The following is a 20559-nucleotide window of genomic DNA, read 5'->3' as shown; positions in this document are numbered from 1 at the left end:
AACCACCTACGCTTTCCAATTAAAATCAAAATCCACTGCTGGCTTCAAAACTCTACCCTGGGCTGGTTCGCGGACGATTCGCTGAACCAGTGACGGAACGTGGAACAAAATTCGTTTTTTGAACTCGCTTGCTAAATAGGCAATTTTATTGTGCCACGTCCCGTTTACTTCTTTCCAGTGAGTGACGAGGTGAACCACGGCCTCTCTTGAAAAGAGAAAGGCCGCACTTTCAAAGTGACGATCCGAATCAACGATGCGGGCGTTGTTTTGGATATCGCACGCCAGCTCTCTAACTCCCGGATTGCACAAGCCAGCGACGGCAATCAATCCAGATTTCAAAAAGCTCCACTGCTCCAGGTTATGCCTGATATGGAGATTAAACTCCACCGCATCTTCCAGCAGAAGAATATAATCAGCATTTCTGCGCAAACTTTCCTTTAAGGCCAGATAGGCACAGTCAGCCAGCCTTTGTTCACAATTATGATTGTCCCGGGATTTCTCGATTTGCACATGCACAACTCCGCGAGCCCAATCCGTGGCATCGAGATTTTGCAGCGACTGCCTCCGGCACCGTTTCGATTCCTCGAACGAAATCATTACGGCCTCCATGCTCAAATTTTTATGTTTGCGCCTGGCAGGCCGCAGTGCCTTCAGCATTGCTTTGTTGGTTGCCCCTGATCTGCCATCCCAAACCTTCCGCAGGTTGGCTAAAAAACCCAGGCATTCCCTTTCGAATCGAAAACCCTTTATGCATTGGTTCCAGAGAAACAAATCCCATTTATCGGAGTTTCGATGCTGAAATATGCGTCGCCCTTTAAAATCGTGCTGACACATTGTCCCTTGCAGCGAATAAACCGGCTTGGGCACCAAAGCATAGGATTTTCCTGCTTTCCTGAAGGCCAGGTGGAAAGTCTCCTTGTCTCCATAAATATAATTATAATAAAAATCAGAATTCTCGTTGAACCACATGCATAACGAGAGCGCAACCCAACAGCGTTTTTTATCGACCACCATCTGGCCGGTTTCAAATTCCGGTTCTTGTGGCTGGCGCAACCCACAACTTTTCCAGATCGTTTGTTTCTTTTCGTTCTTCCCCTGGTCATAGTCAGGCCAAAAAATCGCACCCGTTTCCCGGTATTGTGGCGTATCGAACAGAAATTCCGGGTTGACTATCGGAACATTGTCGGCATCCAAAAAAAGGACTTCCTCAAATGGGGAGTGAAGCATCGCATACGCTTTAAGCTCCCAGCCATTCAAAATTCGAGCAGGAAATCGTTCCCGCATCTTGTATGCATCAATGCATTTAACTCCAAGAGGAAGCAGAAGATTTGCCATCTCGGGGTCCATCTCTTTCTCTCCCAAATGCCAGACTTGTATTGGCAACTTGCAGCCCCGGAGCCTTAGCATGTGAATGCAGACCCAGGCGTTTGTGAAATACCTCACCCCCCCGGCACAGATGACAATGCCCCGCCCTGAAAACCGATCAGGGTATGAGACGATCTGATTTAAAAACCGATCGCAAGCCATTCCAGCATTGTGAAGATTTAATGACTCCTGATCAAAAGCGTCCCTGTGGGTCTTGATTACTCCACGTCTGGCAGCAATTCGCTGTTTGCTGGAAAGATAGTCGATCTTTCCCCCGGAAAAGTATAACTCGATTCGACGGACAACCTCAACGGATGTGATCATGTCCATGCACCGGGGAAGTTCCCCCACCACGTTGGTGCATAAGCGCTCCGGGTTGTCCCGTTCATTACCATCCCTCAAAGGCAAAACGCGGTCCTTCCAACACCCACCATTCGAACCACAGGACAAGATGCCGTTGGTGTGGATAAACTGGTGTTCAGGATAGGCCTCCCAGTGGGCAGGCTCACGTGCACCAGCCACAACGACACAGGGGCGATTAATTGAGCTGTTTTTGGTTTCCACTGCCGCAGCCAGATGCATCAGACCCGTCACCGGGCAAAGCACACCTTGAGCATGGTAGACCAACCGAATCAATTCTCGGAGCGTGGTCCGCCCGCGAAGATCAATCGCCCCTTGCAGTTTGGGATGGTGATGTCCGGAGCTCCCAACTTGCACAAACTGAATCTTTCCTCGAAAATAGTCTAGAACTTCCTGATAACGGCTCGTTTCCCACCATTTGATGGTGACGTCGTACTTCCCCCCTGCAGCCACTATCCAAAAAGGCGTATCGTGTCCTGTTAATTCATGAACCTGGGAGTACCACGCTTTCTCCTGCTCATTGAGATGAATATCACCTTTAAAAGCCGTCGGCTTTATTGATAAACCAAGTTTCTCGTTAAGGAATTCAATGAAGCCATGCAAACAATGGTAGGGAGTCTCATTACAACGATCGATTAAAGGATAGGTACAATCCAACGATTGGACCTCCGAATCCTCCTCCCGGAGAGGGCTGATATGCGGGTTGTTGTCCCAAATGTCCGGACACGAAGTCCGCACATCGGTTAAAAACTGCCCGGGATAACAGAAATGCAAATCCCGGACCGCCGCCGTCAACATGACTATATCCCCCGGCGAAAAATCACATCTGAGGAGCAACTTTTTCATTCACCCCATGCACACGCAGAATGCGTGCGCATTCCACTAATAACACATTGCAACGCTCGTTAGTGGTACGAACCTAATTTTGATCCAGTCGTTTATTTTTTTGAAAGACGCGCCGATTGACTTGGAGACACAGGCAGCAGGCCCGGACTTGGACTCGGACTGGGACTCGGGCTGGGAGAGTCTTCGGCAATTAATACCCGCTTCAAGCGATTTACGGGTTTGGGGCTGTAACAAGGCTCAATTCGTACTCCGATAGAGCCATTAGGCTTAGTAGTTGTGGGCATAAATTTATTCCTTCCGATTCTAGGGGCTAAAGCTCTGCTTTCTCAATCAAAAACTGATGTCCTTTTTTGACAAAGCAACTCTCCTGCCTTATACGGGCAGATAGTTTTTTAAGGATGCTCCTCTTGGTTTCCATAATACGGTCGTGGCCCAGAAGAGGAATTTCAGTGACCGCGAAAGGACCGTGGCGACCCGATGATGGTTTGTTTGAATGACGTTCTTTCATAGATGTTGGTTGCTTGAGCGTGCTTCGCCGTTAAAGCGGTTTTGTTTGTAGAATCTCAATCTCCCTGGCGATAAGTTTTCCTATCCGGTGTTTTGCCAAATACACTTTTCCCGGATTAATTTTCAAGAAGCGTGACACTTTGATAACCGGCCAGTCCTTTAGAACATGAAGATCAAAAATTTGGTACTGCTTGGAATCAACTTTTTTCTTTACCCTTTCTGTTGCTGCTTCCAATAGGTTTCTCTCCCACTCTTCTTCCCATATGGATTCCAGTTCCATCGGCACCGAAGGGGCCAGAGCCTCCAAGGCTTCAATGTCCGTGGAAAAATCTGTTTCAGATATTTTGAACTCAGGATTGCGCTCACGCTTGCGCATCTGGTCGGTAATCCGCCAGTTGGTCAGTCGCAATAGCCATCCTTTGAAAGACCCCTTCTTGCTATCGTATTCGAAAGTAGGCATGCTCTTGAGAACTGAAAGGACGGTCTCTTGCACCACATCCTGGGCCTCGGCATCATTCAAGCCGGCTTTTAAGGCCGCTGTGTAGATGAGTTTCCAATAGGTATCAAAAAACACCTTCCAGCTTTCCTGATCATTCCAATCCTTCAGACGGCTTAACAGCGATTGCCGGGTCGGGATGAAATCTTTCAAATCGTTCATTATATCTTATATCTTCTCTATCCATTATATATACGTTGCTAAAAGGTGAAATCTTTCAACATTTTGTGTAACCCATTGAATCACAATACAAAATAGAAGAGAAGATTACAAAAACTAATCAATTTCCAACCTGGCTATGCCCTAAACGAGCTGTAGCACACGACCAAATTCAAGGATGGTTTCCAGGATTGGCATTTCTGAAAATCGACAATGCCTTGAAACTCCACTTTTGCTCCTGGCCGTTTGGCCAATCTAATACCACCGTACAATCGTAACCGGGCTCGGGCCCATTTTGTCCAGGAAGCTACCTCTTCAACCTGGATGGAACAAAATTTAACCCACATCTCAAGGCGAATCTCAAGCCCGACTGAACGATGCATCGCCCCTCAAAAAGATTGTTTGATTAAGAAAGTTGGAAATTTCCCTCCGGTAGAAGGTGGAAGGCTGCGGTTGAGCGCAGATGACGGCCCTCAAAATCCTCCAGACGTTGACGTTTCAACGCGGGGTATGGGCTGCGAGCCAGGCCAAATCCTTGTTGTTTGAAACACTCACCTGGTTCACTGTCGTATATCTGACCGGATGAACGGTGGTCGCATCCACCCACTTGTGGATTTCCGAGTGTCCATCGGCGTAACTCATTCCGCAGGCACCGTTGTGGTCACTGGCAGGCAGCTCCGTAAACACACCTGTACCATTGGTGTAAGCGGGATTGGTGTAAAGCAGCTCGTCATCGATACTATCAGGGTGTTCATCAGTGAAGACGTAACTTTGTGAGGGACCAGGTGTCGTCAACTCGCTCATCTTCCTGGCGAAGAAGAAGGTGCCCCAACCAAAATTATATTTGACACCGTCACCCATCGCCGCATTCATGGAGACACTCCGAACTCGGTTCGGCCAGCCTTTGGCGCGTTGCGCAGAGGATAGATAGGTATCGGTCGGACACCAGTAAACCTTGGTACTTTTGCTGGTGTATGGAGCCAGGGTTGATGCTCTCTCATCGGTAAGATACAGCGTGTTTGTATTTTGAGTGTTGTTGGCATCCCAACTCAAAATTCCCTCGACCCAGGAAGGAGTACCATTGAATGCAGTCGATTGATCAGAGCTTATCGCCAAAGTGTCACCGTTGTCGTTGGCATACATCATCCAGGCCAGACCGAGCTGCTTGTTGTTGTTCATGCAGGCAACCGCCTGTGCCTTCTGCTTTGCCTTGGCCAGGGCGGGAAGCAATAAGCCCGCCAGAATGGCAATAATGGCAATCACGACCAGAAGTTCAATCAGGGTAAAAGCCGCCTTGGGAAGGCTCGTTACCGACCTCCGTTTAAAAAAAACTGAAAACATATTTTTATCCATCCGCCCGGCCGGACAAATGCTGTCCGGTCGGGCAGGTTTGTTGAGACCTGCTAAATCAATCTCAAGGCTTCACCAATCTGAAAAACAGCACTCCTCCAGCAGTAGGCCAGTTGGTCGAGCTGAGCCCATCAGTTTCGGGATGAGCAACCCATGAGCCTTCGGTTAGACTGGTTCTGGTCTGTAGTTGCACGCCCTGCCTGCCCAACCACGTGACAGGAACATGGCCCGCTGACACGGCTCCTGCATTCAAATTACCGAAGGAGGGTTCGGCAAGCTGGTTGGCGAATGTATCCACAGGCATGACATAAGTGCCGGTTGTGCGGACGTAGCGAAGATGGTTTTGTGCAAAGCCAGCTTCGTTGTCAGCACCATTAATTCCGTATTTATAAATGACTGATAATGGGCTGCCCGCAGGGATCAACACCTGAGTCGAGTAAATCAGGCTGGGTGGATTATTTGTCATGGCCGGCACTGGCGGGAACAGGCCCCAACCCCAGAACGATCCTGGGATACCATTATAGACACCATTCAAATAAACACTGTCCGAGCCGGGATCGAACGCATGCGCGTCAGTGCCAACTGCATTCGTCATGTTGACACTAAAAGTTACCAGAGTGTCCGCGGCTAGAACATCGCTCAAAGCTAGGTCATTGAAGTAAACCACCGGCAGCGTTTGCGCCGTGGCCGATGCCAGGGTGAAGGAACGATTATTGCCGCTGGTGCTCGCAGGGTTTTCCCAACCCAGATTTCCATTTCCACCATCCACTATAAACTTGTACTGTTCGACCGTCCCGCCCGCATCGGAAACCGGATAAGTACCCGTGTAGAGATTGGTGTTCGCACCGCTGGCATTGTTGGTCAAAGGGAATCCTCCAGTCCACCCTTGAAAGGAACCGCGGGCTTCAATCGTGTCAACTCCGTTAACGAAATTGTTCTTCAAGACTTGCACCGTCATGTCAACTTGGAAGGTGACATTATTGGTACTGGACGGAACTGGCTGATCATTAAAGAGGACAACTGGAAGCGTTTGCGTGGTTCCATTGGTCGTCAGAGTAAACTGACGATTGTTCCCCCCTGTGCTGGAGGGACTTTCCCAGCCTAACAGACCATTTCCACCATCAACCACGAATTTATACTCCTCGACTGTGGCAGCGGCATCGGTAACCGTATAAGTACCGGTATAAATATTGGAATCGCCGGGACTGTTGGTCAAAGAAAACCCTCCGGTCCAGCCTTGAAAGGAGCCTCTCGCTTCCACAGTGTCTGTCCCATTACTGAACTTTCCCTGGACGACCTGCGCCGTCATGTCTACCTGGAAGGTCACATCGACTTGCGCCTGTGCTGCCAGAGCTGTGCCAAGCAGTACGCCGGCCCAGAGCCCCTGGCGCTGGGCTTTGGTTATAAACGATGAATTCATAGAGTTCATTTCTGTCAACTTTTATGGGTGAACTCTTAGAGCTTACTAGTCTCGCCGGGGGAAAGATACCGCATGTATATGCGGTAGTCCCGCATCGTTGCAAAGGAGAGCCAATCAGCCCTTCAAGTATTTCACCACCGCTTCTGTTCGGGAGTGCACGTGCAGCTTCTCATAAACTGTCCGTACATAGCTCCGCACTGTATCGATGCTGATCCTCATGCGCTCGGCGATTTCCTTGTAGGCATAACCGGCTGCCAGCTGATCAAGAAATTCCTTTTCCCCAGGAGTCAATCGAGCCACCGGTGAGGTGTCGCCAGTGGGTTTCGAGAAAAACTGAACTACACGCCGGGCAAGTTGCGGAGTCATGGGGGAGCCTCCCGCGTGAACATCGAATATTGCCTCAATCAACCGCGAGGTGGCAGTACGTTTCAGCAGGTAGCCGCTGGCCCCGACTTTGAGGGAATTGAAAAGTGATTCGCTATCTTCATAAACCGTTAGCATCAAAAACTGCACCGAAGGAACAACCCCTTTCAATTGACGAACGCATTCCACTCCATTCATGCCCGGCAGGTTTATGTCCATGAGAACCACGTCAGGAAGCTGTCGAGGAATCTCTTTTAGAGCCGTTTCTCCGTCGGCATGATCGCCCACGAGCCGGAGCGCCGGAGCGCGACGGATGAGCGTCGCGAGACTTAACCGAATTCCTTCATCGTCTTCCACAATTGCGACTTTAATTTGCATTTCTTCTGCAGGGTTGGCGTGCATGCGACATTAATTCACAAAATTTCATGCCTCGTGGCAACCGCATGAATGTGCGAGGTGTCTGGATCATTCCCTGATTATCTTTGTTACCGTTTCGGGGCGACAATTCACTGACAATGTGACCATCGTCCCCTTTCCAATTTCGCTTTTAACCGCCAAATTTCCGCCGACGGAAAGAGTGCGCTGGCGCATATTTGTCAAACCATTCCTCTTTTCCAGTCCGGACAGCGCAGCCACATCAAAACCTTTGCCATCATCTTGCATTACAATTTCAAGTGAATTCGATGATGCCTTGGCTCGCACTCTAATTTCCTTCGCGCAGGCATGCTTAAAGGAATTGGTCAGCACTTCCTTCACAACCAGAAAAATATTGTGCCTGACTTCCGGCGGCATGGGAACCGTCGGCAGGTTGTGTGGCAAATCAAGGCGACAGCGCGCATTGCCATCTTCGAATAATTCGTTGGCAAAGTGCGCAATATACTCTACCAGACTTTGTAATGAGTCGCTATCCGGCCTCACTGCCCAAACGATTTCCTCCAATGCCTTCACCGTTTCGTTGGCTGATTGTGCAATTTTGTTCACATGTGTCTCAAGCTGGATCGGATGATCCTTATCGGCCTTTGCCAGGCCGCTCAGCAATGATATGCGCGCAAGCGAGGATCCTAAATCATCGTGCAAATCCTGTGCTATTCGCTCCCGCTCTCGTTGCAAGGTTCGCTCCTGTTCCAGATTTGCCAGACGACGTTGCAGTTTTCTCTTTTCAGCGACTCGGGCCACACCGCCCACGGCACCCAAAAGTCCTATGGCCGAAATCCCCATAAACCACCACGTCTGCCAAAAGTGAGGTGATACCTTCAACCCAAGACCGGCCCCGGTCGCGTCCCAAACCCCATCACTGTTGCACGCCTTGACTCGAAATGAGTAATCACCCGGCGGAACATAACTGTAAAATGCTGTGCGCCGCGTCCCGGCATCCATCCAATCAGGGTCCAGTCCTGCGAGCCTATATCGAAATCGCACCCGCTCCGGTGCATTAAAACTAAGTCCCGTATATCGAAGTTCGAGCCGGTGTTTGCCAGGCGGGATTCGCAAAATCTCCTGTTCCTTTTCCCGGGAATTTCCTGCGCCACCATCAACTCCATGAACTGAACTCCGGAATTCGGCCCCAACCACGCCGTCCAGTAACACTTCCTCGATTACAGTCGACGGCGAAGGTGAACCTGTCGGTCGGGGGCGCGGATCTACTACGACTATTCCTTTCGAAGTTGAGAACCACAACAAGCCGGACTTGGTCTTCAACCCCGCTGGAAAAAAACCCCCGGTGCATTCCTCAGACAACATGCCTTCGGCCCGTCCATAGGCCTGTGGATAAACAGCAGAAATTTTCCCGGCTGCCAATTCATCAAGTTCATGTTTGCTTACGGCGGCAATGCCACGGTTGCCGCCCAGCCAAAGTCGCCCCTCATCGTCTTCAAGAATTTGTGAAATTGTATTTTCAGACAATCCCTCACGCGTCGTGAAGGTTGCGGTAATCCCGTTGCGCATGCGGCTCAAACCGCCTCCCGCTGTGCCAATCCAAAGTGCGCCTTCGGCGTCCAGGTAGAGTGTGCGGATAAAGTCACTTAACAAACCGCTGCTCTTATCATAATGCGCCTGCACGAGGGTGCTGTATTGATAAAGTCCCTCTCCTTCCGTTGCAATCCACGTCAGCCCTTTCTTATCCGGCACAATCGCAGTAATGGCATGTCCCAGTATGAGATTGGTCTGCGGCAGCCATCTACCTTTGATTTGGTGCCAAAGTTCTCCCTCGTGCGTTCCCACCCACACCCCTCCTGAACCGTCCTCAGCTAACGCGCTGATGTTCAGCTTTGCGAGAGCTGGCGGTCCTGCTGCCTCTGCTGGCAAGTTAGGCTTTTTAAAATGTACTAAGCCCTGTTCTCCTCCAACCCAGCAACTTCCGTCCCCAGCGAGCAGCAGAGAGTTCGCCTGAGGATCCTTCCGAGGCAGACCTGCCGGGGTGATGCGGCTGAAGTTTCTCCCTTCCCATCGATACAATCCATCCCCGGGCTTGCCCGCCCATATCACACCTGGCGCAACCTCTGCCAGACCTTGTACTGCGCCATATCCTAATCCTTCACCTGGCCCGAAGGAGGAAAACTTCTTGGTTCGCAATCGGTTCAATCCAGCACCCGTGCCCACCCATAGCTTTCCCTCGCGATCGATCAGCAAAGATTCAACCAAATTGTCTGAAAGCCCACTGCTGGCGGTAACTGTCGTCAGCTTTCCATCCTTGAATCGAAATAAACCCTCGCTCACCGATCCGGCCCAAACTGTTCCGTCTGGTTCCTCTGCCAAGGCACTTACGTACGGCCTAGTCAGATGACGGGGAATTCTGTAGCGCCGCCACTGGTCACCGTCTTGACAGAGCACCAAGTCATCGCCCACCCCAATCCAAACTCTGCCGGCTCGGTCCACCAGCAGACAATGAGGATCTTGAAGCAGGCTTTCCATTGATGGATCGGAATAGTGTGCAAGCTGCCCATTCAAAAGGCGAAAAATACCCACGCCTCTGGCTCCCAGCCACATGGTGCCATGCCGGTCTTTGAAAAGCGTGGTAACCGCCCTCCCCTTGAATTCCTCGATCCCGCTTAAAGATACTGGTCGATTGTCCTGCCAGAGCACCAACCCCGCTTCGGTGCCCACCCAAAGACGCCCCTGACTATCCTCAGCTAACGCTGTAATGGAGTCGGCAGGCAGACCATCCCGGATGGTAAAAGTAGTAAATTGTCCGTCTCGATAGGAGGTTAGTCCCCCGCCCGCACTTCCAATCCAAAGTGTCCCGCGAGTATCTCCGAAGAGCGTGCGCACCGGTCCACTGCCTAATCCCTCTCGCAGGCCAAAGGAAACAAAACGCAAGCCATCGAAACGTGCCACTCCGCCATCACTGCCTACCCAGATATACCCATCACGCGTCTGGGCTAGTGCACGCACCGAATTCTGCGGCAATCCTTGTTCTCTCTGCCAGGATCGGAAGCTAAACGGTAGCATGTCATGCGGGGTGTCGAATGGTGCCGCCTCCGATTCGATGCCGCTGGCCGTTACAAAATCGCTGAATGAAGTAGCGATGGCCATGTCACTAAAAGTCCAACCGCCGCCGCCGCCCCCATGTCTAAGATGGATTTGATCGAATGAAGCGTCCGCTTGGAGAAAGGTCGTCGAACTTGCCAATTGGCTTGCCTCGCTCGCACCAGGGCCAAGATCCGGGTTCATCCAGACTGTCACCAGATCATTACTGCCAGGTACGTACTGCACCTTGAAGACGATGGTGTTTTCAATTCCCCGTCGGGGAAGCTCATAAGGCAAAAAGGTTCCCACGGCACCGGAGGCCTCGAGTCGAGAGGAATGCAAATCGCAATCTCCAAAAACCTTGTTGGACTCACCGGTCTGAGCCGCATTAAACGCGCTATAACCCCAGGCTTTCAAGGAGTTGCCCACTGCCAGTCCTTCCTTGTCACCCGCGAAAAGTTGGAAGGCTGCAAAATACTCCTCCGTGGCTACATCCGAAAGCGGATCTATGTGAAATTTAAAATAAAGCGCATCGCTTGAGGAGTTGCTGCGTTTGACGGCGCCGCCGAGAATGTCATCACCCACGCCAGATTCATGCGCCAACGTCGCCCCCAAGTCGCTCCAAAGAATCGCAGCACGTGCGGGCACGGCAAAGCCCAGTGCCATTCTGATCAGCAGCTGCCAACTCGAGAGGATCTTGGCAAAACCCCTTTGTCTGGAGGGCGCCAAATACAACCAACCGCCTAAGGTTTGGCTGAAAGAGTAACGGGGCATTACCCCAATCTTGCACGAAGCTAAGCCTGAAGACAAGCAAGGAACAGTCTCTGAACAGCCTGTTTTGTTTCCTGGCCATTGTTGCAACGGCAATGATTCTCCGCACCAGAGAATCTTTCAGAGTCCATTACTCCTCATGGCTAAAAATGGCCTGCAAAGTGTTCAGGTCATGCCGGCTGATAAATTATAGCCGTCAACCAAATGATTCGCTTTAAGAAACTGAGCGCCAAAAGTCCTGGACCGCTTCGCGAAGCTGGTGTTCATTTCCAATTTGTTTGCGATGCCACCATTTCGGGAAAAGTTTTCGATACCGCCACTCATCAAAACGCGAGTCTATGAGCAGGACAATTCCACGGTCGGTCTCCGAGCGGATCACACGGCCGGTAGCCTGCAAGACACGGTTCATGCCTGGAAATGTATAGGCATAGTCAAATCCTGCGCCCGTCTTTTCTTGAAAATAGTCACGAATAAGATCCCGTTCCGCGCACAATTGTGGCAACCCCACACCGATGATCACCGCCCCGATAAGCCGGTCTCCAACCAAATCAATCCCCTCGCCAAAGATGCCGCCTAAAACGGCGAACCCTACCAATGTTTGACCGTGCTCGACAGAGAATGCCGCTAAAAACGTTTCTCGCTCAGATTCGGCCATGCCAGGACGCTGGGTGAGAACCGGCACCGTCGGATAGAGCGACTGAAACAGTTCGAGCACGGCGTTTAAGTACAAGAACGAAGGAAAGTAAACGAGATAATTGCCAGAACGCTCCTGCACGAGGGTGGCAATCGCGTGGACCACTTCTGAGAGAGTTTGCCTGCGAGCTTTAAAATCCGTGCGAATGCGCCCGTGCACCAGCAGTGCCAAATGTTCAGAGTCGAAAGGCGAGTTCAACTGTAAAACCGGATCTTCCTGGTTGCCGCCCAGCAATTCGCGGTAGTAGTTAATGGGCGTTAGAGTGGCGGAAAAAAAGACAGCGGCTTTTCCACGTGACAATGCCTGCTGGAGCAGGAAAGAAGGATCCAGGCAAAAGAGACGCACCCGCACAGACTCCGCGGCTTCCACCAGGGTGACGTAACGTTCGTCGTAAAGTTCAGCCGTGCGCCGGAATGAAAGGAGACGGAAGTAAAGCTGAAGCAGGTCGTCACGAAACTCCGCAGCCTCATTCCTTGTCAGCCACGTTTCAGCCGTCTCCAGCACGTCCTCCACGAGCATTGTCAGGGATGAGGGAAATTCCTTAAAAATGCCCATGTCCCCCCTTGCTTGCGGGAGTGTGCGAGTAGTGGCCGATGGAATGTTTTTAGTTTTGGTAACTGCTCCAGCCGAGAACAAATCCATCTCATCCGGGAAATCCGCTGAGCTCTCTGCTTCCGCACCAACCTTGCCAATAAGTTTCTTTATCCCGACGTTTAGCCGTGTGATTGCCTTGGCACAGCCGGGCACCTCCCGCTTGATCGCTTGTTTGACCTCCACAAGCTCACGTGTGTTGATGTCAGCGGAGAACATTTCCCGGGCGCGGTCCACGAGGTTGTGGGCTTCATCAACCAGAAAGGCAAAATCACCCGCTTCATCTGCAAAGTGGCGCCGAAGATAGACTTTGGGATCAAAAACATAATTGTAATCACAAATGATCCCATCCACCCAGGAAGAGATATCCAGGGACAACTCAAAAGGACACACTTGATGCCTTTGAGCCACCTCCTCCAAAACCCGACGGTTAATCTCTTGTCGTCCCAAGGCCTCGCGCATCGCCGGTTTATAGCGATCATAGTAACCCTGAGCCAAGGGGCAGGTGCTCAACTCACAAGCTTTCCCGTCTCGAATACAGAGTTTCTCCCTGGCGGTGAGTGTTACGACTCGAAGTTGCAGGCCCTTTCCTCGCAGATCGGCAAATGCCTTTTCCGCCACTGCACGACCTATGGTTCGGGCGGTCAGGTAGAAGATGCGCTCCAACTTTCGTTCGGCCATGGCCTTTATGGCCGGGAAAATAACGGAAATAGTCTTGCCAATCCCCGTGGGCGCTTCGATGAACAGTCTGCCACCGCGGGCCATTATTTTGTAAGCGGCTACCGCGATCTCGCGCTGGCCAGTACGATAATTTGAAAATGGAAATGCCAGTGCTTGAATGGACCGGTCCCGTTCCCGGCACCACTGGAAGCGTTCCTGAATCCATTCCACGTAAACTGTGGCGACAGCCTCAAAGAATAAGGATAAATTTGAAAACGAAAAAACCTCACGCAATTCTGTCACCTCATCCGTGTCCAAATTCAGATAGGTCAACTGAATGTTAATATGTTTTAAAGCCTGCTCATGAGCGTAAATGAAGGCGTAGATTTTTGCTTGAGCCCAGTGCAAGGGATCTGCGGTGCGATCCCACGTTCCCTGGATGGTTTTTATCTCTTCAAGCAACACTTCCCTGCTGTTCACGAATAAATCATCAATGCGTCCACGAATGCGCAAAATGAGATCGTTCGTCTCTATATCGTACGAAACAGGCACTTCCTTTTGATATCCGGATGGCCGTGATCGTTGTATCTTATGATGACCACGCGTGCCTGCCAGGGCACGATCAGAACCCACGAAATCTCGTTCTCCGCCCAGATTGCCACTGCGCAAACTAAACTGGACCAGGTCACGCACCCGAACTGAAAAAACCGGCTTACTCATTGCTGCCACTACTCCCATTTTCATTTCACATCCCGCGTGACGCAACTGAAATATGCCGGCGAAACTCGATCATATGGTTCCATCGTCGTAGGTGATTGAAGTGCCAAGGGAACGGCGGCGTCTCCAACTTGCCACCTTATCAGGGGCGCGACCAATTCATCACGACGGTTCATCTGTAAAATATCCATCGCTTGCGGGACGCGCGTCCTCCTGCCACCAGCGTTTTACGACCCATGACTCAATTTCTGCTTCCACTCCATCAGGGAGATAGGCCTGCACTGCGATTTTTAATTGCGTATGCGACCACTTGGAACTAAGGCGGACCTTGTAGACTACCCACGAACAACCTTCGGCTTGTGTATTGCCATACTGGCGACTGTCTGGGACGGGAACCATTTGGACATTCTGGTCCCCAATCCGTGCCAATGCCTGCACGACCCGAACAACAGTAGGCGCATAACGCCACTCCGCTCCGCCTTTCCGCAGACGAATGGCAACTGCAAGAATTGGTTGATCTCCCTCCAACGCCGGTAGCGTGGTTTCAAAAGCATAAACCTTCTTCTTGAATTTTTGTCCCTCAAATTGATTGGCATCCGCAAAACGAATATCCATCCGCGCATCCAGCGGCTGCGGCTTCAAGGTTAGCAACACACCGAGATCGGCAGCCTGCTGCCTTGTAATGGACCGTGTGGGCAGGCCCTTCCCTTCCTTTCCATCCGGCGTCACTTCCAACATCAAAAATTCAAAAGGCCGCAACCACATCCCAAGTGAATCGCCCACCTTGAACGGCTTACCATCAGGCCGGAGCAGCCGAGTCTGGTTGGGAAAATGCGAAACGACATGAAGCGTTGTCCCTGGCTTCGCTTCAATCCCAATACTGGCGTCGAGCCGCAGTTCCGCACGGCGTGAGGCGAAATGATCATTATTTAGAAAGAGCAAACCGTGCGCACCCTGACCATAAGCGTAACCATAAACTTCGTTTCGGAAGGGATCGCCCAAAATGTTCCGACGGTGAAGCATCATCGACTCGTGCTTTTTGGCGAGGGCCGTGATCCGCGCCATGAAACTTATATCCTCATCGTTCAGCAAGTAAAGGTCGCCCCAGAGATTCGGGAGAAATAAATTCCCCCGCCCCAGATCCATCACCAGCGCCTCCCGCCAACGCTCTTTGCCCATGAAATTTCCCCAGCGATCATCCGCCAGCCAGACCCCTAGGCTGTCCTTGACGATGGGCGGAATGGTTTTGGCATATTGCGCGTTTTGATCCTGCGCCAGCGAAACGGAATCGCGATAGTAAAGCGTGGGAAAAGAACTGGTGGCCGAGCCTTCCATGTGCAACCCGGACTCAAAAAGCATATCACCATACAGCGCCCAGAACGGCGAACGCAATCCCCAATACCACATGATAAAAACATCCGGCGCGGCCTCGCGAGCGCAGTTCGCGATGTCTATCAGATTCGCAAACCTCGGCTCGACCGAATACTTACCTGGCAAATGCCCGTGCTCGGCATGGTCGCAAAAGTAATCGCCGCCATCAAACTTCAACAGCCGGAGGTGATTTTCCTTGATGTGATAGAGCACCGCCTTTTTTAACATTCCATGATATTGCTCTGTCCCCAGGCAAAAGGTGATTCCTTCCCTTGTAATCGGGTATCCCTCGCGCCACGGTAACCCAGGCGGATGACCATCGGGAAATGCAGGAGGATAATCCCATGCCGATTGCGCGCCCCAACTGGTCGCAAACCAAAGTCCGAATTTCATGTTTAATCCCGTGACGCGGTCCACGATTTTTCCCGGACCATTCGGGTAACAGGTGGGGCGGAACCGCGTCAGATCCGATGTCGGATCCACCCAGCCGGTATCGAGGGTAAAATAGTCGAAGCGCATTCCCTTTTTCTGCCATTTTTCCAACACACTCAAGACGTCGAGAGTTTGCTCGTCGTCCAGAGCCGGACACCCACCCCAAAGATTGTTAATCCCAAATGGCGTATAGACAGAAATCGCCTTCTTTGGCCGAAGACTCTTCGCCTGGATGTACGAGACAAAATGCTCTTCTGCCTGCCCCGCCTTGGCCACACTCACGAGCGCAACATGACTGCGGAAACTCGCGTCCGGTGCCAATCGACGTCCGGGATAATGCGCGAGTTGAACGCGGCCTTTGTCACCTTGGTTTACGCCCGCTGGATGCTCAATGGCGGCAAAGAACTCTCCTTCCACAAACACCGGTGCGCCCTCGCCTCCACCCGAAGCGATTCCATCCGTTGTGAAATCATCAAGTTCGACATCGAGGAGCAGCAGTTCCTTACCGGTCTTGTTCGTCACTTCCACCCATTTGCGGCGGGTCGGTCCATCGAGTTCGAAATGGACATCAGCTTCCACCGCCAACGATGGACTACGCAGTTTAAATATGGCATGATGCGAATCAGCCAACTGCGCCCCTTCAACTTGGAAATCGGTCAGACGAACGAACGGCTGCGCCACACTGTCCAGGGACGCCGAAAAATTCAACGAGAGTTCCTGGACACCAGACAAACCGAACCGGTGATGCGAAAGCTTATTCTCAAAGTATCTGCTGCTGAGATGGCCATCATTCCAATCGAAATACCAGGCGAGTTGGTCATTCGCAAGAGTCAGTTGACGCGTATTCGAGATACCTGCTTTCTGCTTTGAATAAGACGCATCTCCTTTTGACTTTCCTTCAAGGATCAAAACCCAATCGTGAGCCACTCCACCGGGCGGGGGGCAGATCCACGAACCCGTATTGTCAGCACGGACAGGTGTGGCCTGAGTCTTCGTGCCATCAACCGGGTCGAAGTACGTCGCAGCATATTCGGCGTCCCGTCCCAGGTTCTTCACTACGATGGATTCGCAATCCGGCACATAAATGATTCTTACAACTCCGGGAACACCCGCGGATTGCGGACCGAAAACATCGTCGTTATTCAACGGATCAAGATTCCCCCACGGCGAATCTCCGTATTTCGCGACCACTTTAGCCCGCTCGCACATCCTATCGTCAAAGCCGGTGGCATCCCACCCTGCAACTTCACTCTTCATGGAATGCCATGTGTCGTCCGAAACAACCGTCAACAACTCACCATCGGTAAACCGTATCTCCAAACGGCCAATCAACCCGGCGGGATTGGCTCCTGTGGCCGGCATATTTTGCGCCATGATCGCAAGCACGTTGGTGCCCGTTTTCAACCAGTTCGAAAAGTCATTGAATTGCTTCCCGACCCTCCAGGTCTCAGCTCCGCTATTGGAAGCGCCGACCTCTTTCCCGTTCAGTCGCGCAATAAATTGATCGTCAGCAGAGACACGCAGTTGGGCGCTCTTTACAACCTTGCCCTCGGGCAACACAAAGCTCTTACGAAAAAACCGTTTTTCCGCCGGTGCATCCTGGGCGGGATTACCTTCTGGAAACCAAATCCACCGGCAACCTTCAAAGCTCAGGGAAGCCTTATTGGCAAATGCCGCCCACTCTGGATGTGGACGGAACTGTTGCCACGGATACTGTTCAAGCAACTTCTTGCCAAACGCAACTTGCCCCGAGCCGGGCAAATTCATCGCGTCATCCCACGGAATTACGCCGTAGCCGTTACCGCCGTTATGATGCGGTGATGGACCATGCGGATCGCCACGACGGTTCACCTGCCAGATGCCGTTCGCTCCGTAAGTGTGCCCTGCTGCGCCATTCATGAGACACAACCAAAACATCCGGCGCGTCCATTCAGTTGGCAGACTGTCACTCAACATCTCAAAGCTGGCTTCGCCATTAATCACCGGCATCACCGGCTTGTCCGCATACGATTCGCGCATGGTATGCACCGTTGGCGCCACGGCGTCACGCTGCCCATGTGGGGTTTGCAGCATATCGATGTCAATCAGCGAAAGATCATCCATCGCATGGCGCGCACTCAGCCTCCCGATCCCCGTTGGATGAATCGTTATGGGCCGGTGAAAAGGATCAGTTGCGCGCATGTAACGAGTGACTTCAGTCCAACCTTTCACCTGTTTTCGATCATCGTAAGGAAAACCTTTGGCCAGATACCAGGGCAGGTTCGCCTCGCCCGCCGTGCACCAAACCACCGGCAACGCGCCGTACCGTGCGATAAGATAACGCCAATGCGCCCTGGCTTTGTCCACTCCCATCAACGGTAGAAAATAACCCCATGCTCCCACAATACATGGCGTAAAACCCTGATCCACCAAATGCATCATTCTCTTATCTGCTGCATCAAAATACTCCGGGCGAATCCTCGTATAATTGGTTTCCCACGGGTAACCAGCCTCGTTGGCTCCACGCGGATCGAATGGATGCATGTCTGGAAAAAGCCCCGCGACCAGTTGGATCACATTGAATCCTTTCGCCTTCCGATCGGCCGTCAGCTTTTGAAAATCCTCCGGCCAATGCAACCGGCCTGAGAGTCCCATCCACCACGTGTCCCCCAACCAGAAAAACGGCGTCCCATCCGCGTGTTCAAAGAATCGATGATTGGCCGCCACCCGAATCGGACCATGCACATAAAGAAGATTCTGCCCAGAGTAAGGCTTTACTTCGACTTTACCCCGAATGCCATGCAGCCCCTTGTCTCCCGCCTCCGAGCACTCGCTCTGAAAACTGTGGGTTCCGACTACCGGCGACGCATAGCGCACTTTCCAAACATTTTTTCCCGCCCAAAATGCCGGCACGCGCAACTCCTGCCCTTTTGGATCGATGAAAGTGACATCAAGCGTTACTTCGTTGAATGGATCGCTGTAAGTACGGTTTGCGGTAAACGATACTTCAACCATGACATTCGCACTCGTCGTCAAACCCGCATCTGCCGCCATCGTCCAGAATGGCAATCCAAAACCGAGAAACCAAACGAGCACAAGTTGACTCCACCAGGTTTTGTTTGGATTTATTTTGGACATAGGTTTGAGTGGATAATGACTGCTGTCATCCATCCATAACAATCACCAAAATGCATGTCATTTATTGAAGTTTTGAGGTGGGATAAGGTCTCTCGTGGCAGTACGACCAACATCCCGCCGGCGATGCGCTCTCAAAAATAGCGAACCATATCGCAAAGCCTCAAACGCGCATGGTGAGGCCATTGGTGTCTAATCCCCTGACCGCTCATAAACGTAGGATTTGGGAACTGTGATGTCAGGAACTGTAATGCGCTGCAGGTCCGCGTAACCCACACACACAAACTCCCAAGCTTTGTCGATTCCCTGTATTTGCCGCTCGATCGCCGAGAGTAGGCGACCGCGGTCTGGAGCCAACTCAGGCTCCCCACGACTTTCAATATAGCGGATCATATCGTAGAGCGTGTGATCCCCGTGACCGATGGGGTAAATGGATTGGTGACGGTCAAAATCGGAAAGGCAACCGTGGATAAGGCCAAGAACTCCTTGCTCAAAGCGAGTCCAATTGCGTTTTGGAATTGTGCGCAGAACCGCACGAATCTTCATGCGGGCGGGTAGCTGTTCTAGTCGTCTCTGCTCTAAGAACTGGATTAGAGGCATGGTCTTACGTCCGGTTTTTACCTTCCGACGAAGCTCACGTAAAGTGGACGAATAGTCCTTGTAAATCGCCTCGGCGACCGAATAGAGAGGCGTCACGTAGCGGTCAACGTATCGTTGCTGGTTTGCCTCCCGCACTTCGCCGAGCTTGATGAACTTTTCCAAAAGTTTAGTGAGTGTATCGAGCATAAGCGGTGGATGGCCTAACTATTAATATGCAACCCCGGTTCGTATGTTGAACCGTTAAATTTAACCGTTTGCGACCCTCGGCAGTGGTTTATCATCCACAACACCTTTATACGAACCAACCGTGGTATATCAAAGCAAAAATCCTCCCCAGCCTTTCCCAATCCAATGCGACTTACGGCTAGAATCTCGGAGTCCATGATGTCGCTTTGTTGAGGAAGCTTTATCCGGACTAAGGGAATTTGGGAAAGTTGAGGCAAGAAAGGCCATTTGAGAGGCTGGCGCATAGCTTTCGTCAAACCGTCATTCCTGCCCATATTTACTCATCTTATTTGGGGCAAACCAGCGACCTGCTTAAGGCCCGTAGCGGCCGGCCTGTTTATAGCGGCCAATCCCAAAAACAATCCCCGCTTCGGCCCGGGATTTTAAACAGCTCAAGACACGCAATCCGAAGCGAAACCACCAGCGCAATCCAGCGCATTCGCCCCCCCCACCTTATTCTTGCCAATATTTGGACTCACCTTACATGGCTTCAACTATCACTGTAGCGGCATGGTTAGGCATATAACTTATTTCTTCGGCTTCGGAGTTTTCTCAAGATATAATAGGTTCAACTCAAAAACCTTCTTCGTCCGTTTCCATTGCTCATAACCCTCCCAAGTCAACAAAACTTGCACTCCGTCAGCCACTCCCGATATCCGATAAGGAAAAGGAACGCCGGGATGGTCTAGGTAAATGTGGTCTTTGAAAACAGACAGCTTGCCGGAATAGTCACGTTCGGGCCGATTAGGATCGATGGCATCTGAAAACTGAGAATAATGGAACGAAGATTCACTGATGACGACCAGCTCGCCCGCATACCATTTTGGGGAATCTTTGGGATCACGCCACGGTACGTATTTGCCGGACGCAGGTGCTGAGACAACAAATTTGGCTACCGGAATCATTCCGTCCGGGGAGCGTTCTTCGGCGTGTCCCGTGAAAACCAATAGCACTAGAAAAGTGACTACTCTCATACATGCCGAACTATTCATACCCGCTTCTAATATCCGAACCAGCCGTTGTATATCAAAGCAAAAATCCTCCCCCCTTTCG

At 51.5% G+C, this 20559-nt stretch carries 11 protein-coding genes; all 11 read right to left on the bottom strand.

Annotation, left to right across the window (positions count from 1 at the left end):
- Nucleotides 1-6: 6 nt before the first annotated feature.
- The 11 genes from CFLAV_RS33625 to CFLAV_RS02070 all read right to left on the bottom strand — a co-directional run bounded on the left by CFLAV_RS33625 (nucleotide 7) and on the right by CFLAV_RS02070 (nucleotide 20480).
- The gene (locus CFLAV_RS33625) at nucleotides 7-2571 is read right to left on the bottom strand and encodes a glycosyltransferase family 9 protein (RefSeq protein ID WP_007412952.1); all 2565 of its coding nucleotides are present in this window, start codon (nucleotides 2569-2571) and stop codon (nucleotides 7-9) included.
- Nucleotides 2572-2881: 310 nt separating this feature from the next.
- Complete coding sequence (locus CFLAV_RS34695) at nucleotides 2882-3079, bottom strand: hypothetical protein (RefSeq protein WP_150107223.1); 198 nt, start codon at nucleotides 3077-3079, stop codon at nucleotides 2882-2884.
- A 30-nt stretch (nucleotides 3080-3109) separates the two neighbouring features.
- Nucleotides 3110-3652 (bottom strand): RNA polymerase sigma factor, encoded by a 543-nt coding sequence (locus CFLAV_RS02120; protein ID WP_160164454.1) that lies wholly within the window; start codon nucleotides 3650-3652, stop codon nucleotides 3110-3112.
- A 579-nt stretch (nucleotides 3653-4231) separates the two neighbouring features.
- Nucleotides 4232-5074 carry a type II secretion system protein gene (locus CFLAV_RS02110; RefSeq protein WP_040546501.1) on the bottom strand — a complete coding sequence of 281 codons (843 nt, stop codon included), beginning with the start codon at nucleotides 5072-5074 and terminating at the stop codon, nucleotides 4232-4234.
- Between the two features lie 73 nt (nucleotides 5075-5147).
- Nucleotides 5148-6503 (bottom strand): CBM20 domain-containing protein, encoded by a 1356-nt coding sequence (locus CFLAV_RS02105; RefSeq protein ID WP_007412949.1) that lies wholly within the window; start codon nucleotides 6501-6503, stop codon nucleotides 5148-5150.
- A 114-nt stretch (nucleotides 6504-6617) separates the two neighbouring features.
- Complete coding sequence (locus CFLAV_RS02100; RefSeq protein WP_040546602.1) at nucleotides 6618-7244, bottom strand: response regulator; 627 nt, start codon at nucleotides 7242-7244, stop codon at nucleotides 6618-6620.
- An 87-nt stretch (nucleotides 7245-7331) separates the two neighbouring features.
- Nucleotides 7332-10997 carry a sensor histidine kinase gene (locus tag CFLAV_RS02095; protein WP_160164453.1) on the bottom strand — a complete coding sequence of 1222 codons (3666 nt, stop codon included), beginning with the start codon at nucleotides 10995-10997 and terminating at the stop codon, nucleotides 7332-7334.
- Nucleotides 10998-11316: 319 nt separating this feature from the next.
- On the bottom strand, nucleotides 11317-13767 hold the full coding sequence (locus tag CFLAV_RS02090) for a helicase C-terminal domain-containing protein (RefSeq protein WP_040546500.1): 2451 nt from the start codon (nucleotides 13765-13767) through the stop codon (nucleotides 11317-11319).
- Nucleotides 13768-13926: 159 nt separating this feature from the next.
- Complete coding sequence (locus CFLAV_RS33620; protein ID WP_160164452.1) at nucleotides 13927-18684, bottom strand: apiosidase-like domain-containing protein; 4758 nt, start codon at nucleotides 18682-18684, stop codon at nucleotides 13927-13929.
- A gap of 189 nt (nucleotides 18685-18873) precedes the next feature.
- A complete protein-coding gene (locus CFLAV_RS02080) occupies nucleotides 18874-19467 on the bottom strand; it encodes a hypothetical protein (protein WP_007412944.1) in 594 nt (197 codons plus the stop codon).
- Nucleotides 19468-20033: 566 nt separating this feature from the next.
- On the bottom strand, nucleotides 20034-20480 hold the full coding sequence (locus CFLAV_RS02070; protein WP_150107222.1) for a hypothetical protein: 447 nt from the start codon (nucleotides 20478-20480) through the stop codon (nucleotides 20034-20036).
- Nucleotides 20481-20559: the final 79 nt, after the last annotated feature.

The organism is Pedosphaera parvula Ellin514 (assembly GCF_000172555.1).
Lineage (GTDB): Bacteria > Verrucomicrobiota > Verrucomicrobiia > Limisphaerales > Pedosphaeraceae > Pedosphaera.
This window is presented reverse-complemented; position numbering and strand designations above follow the sequence as displayed.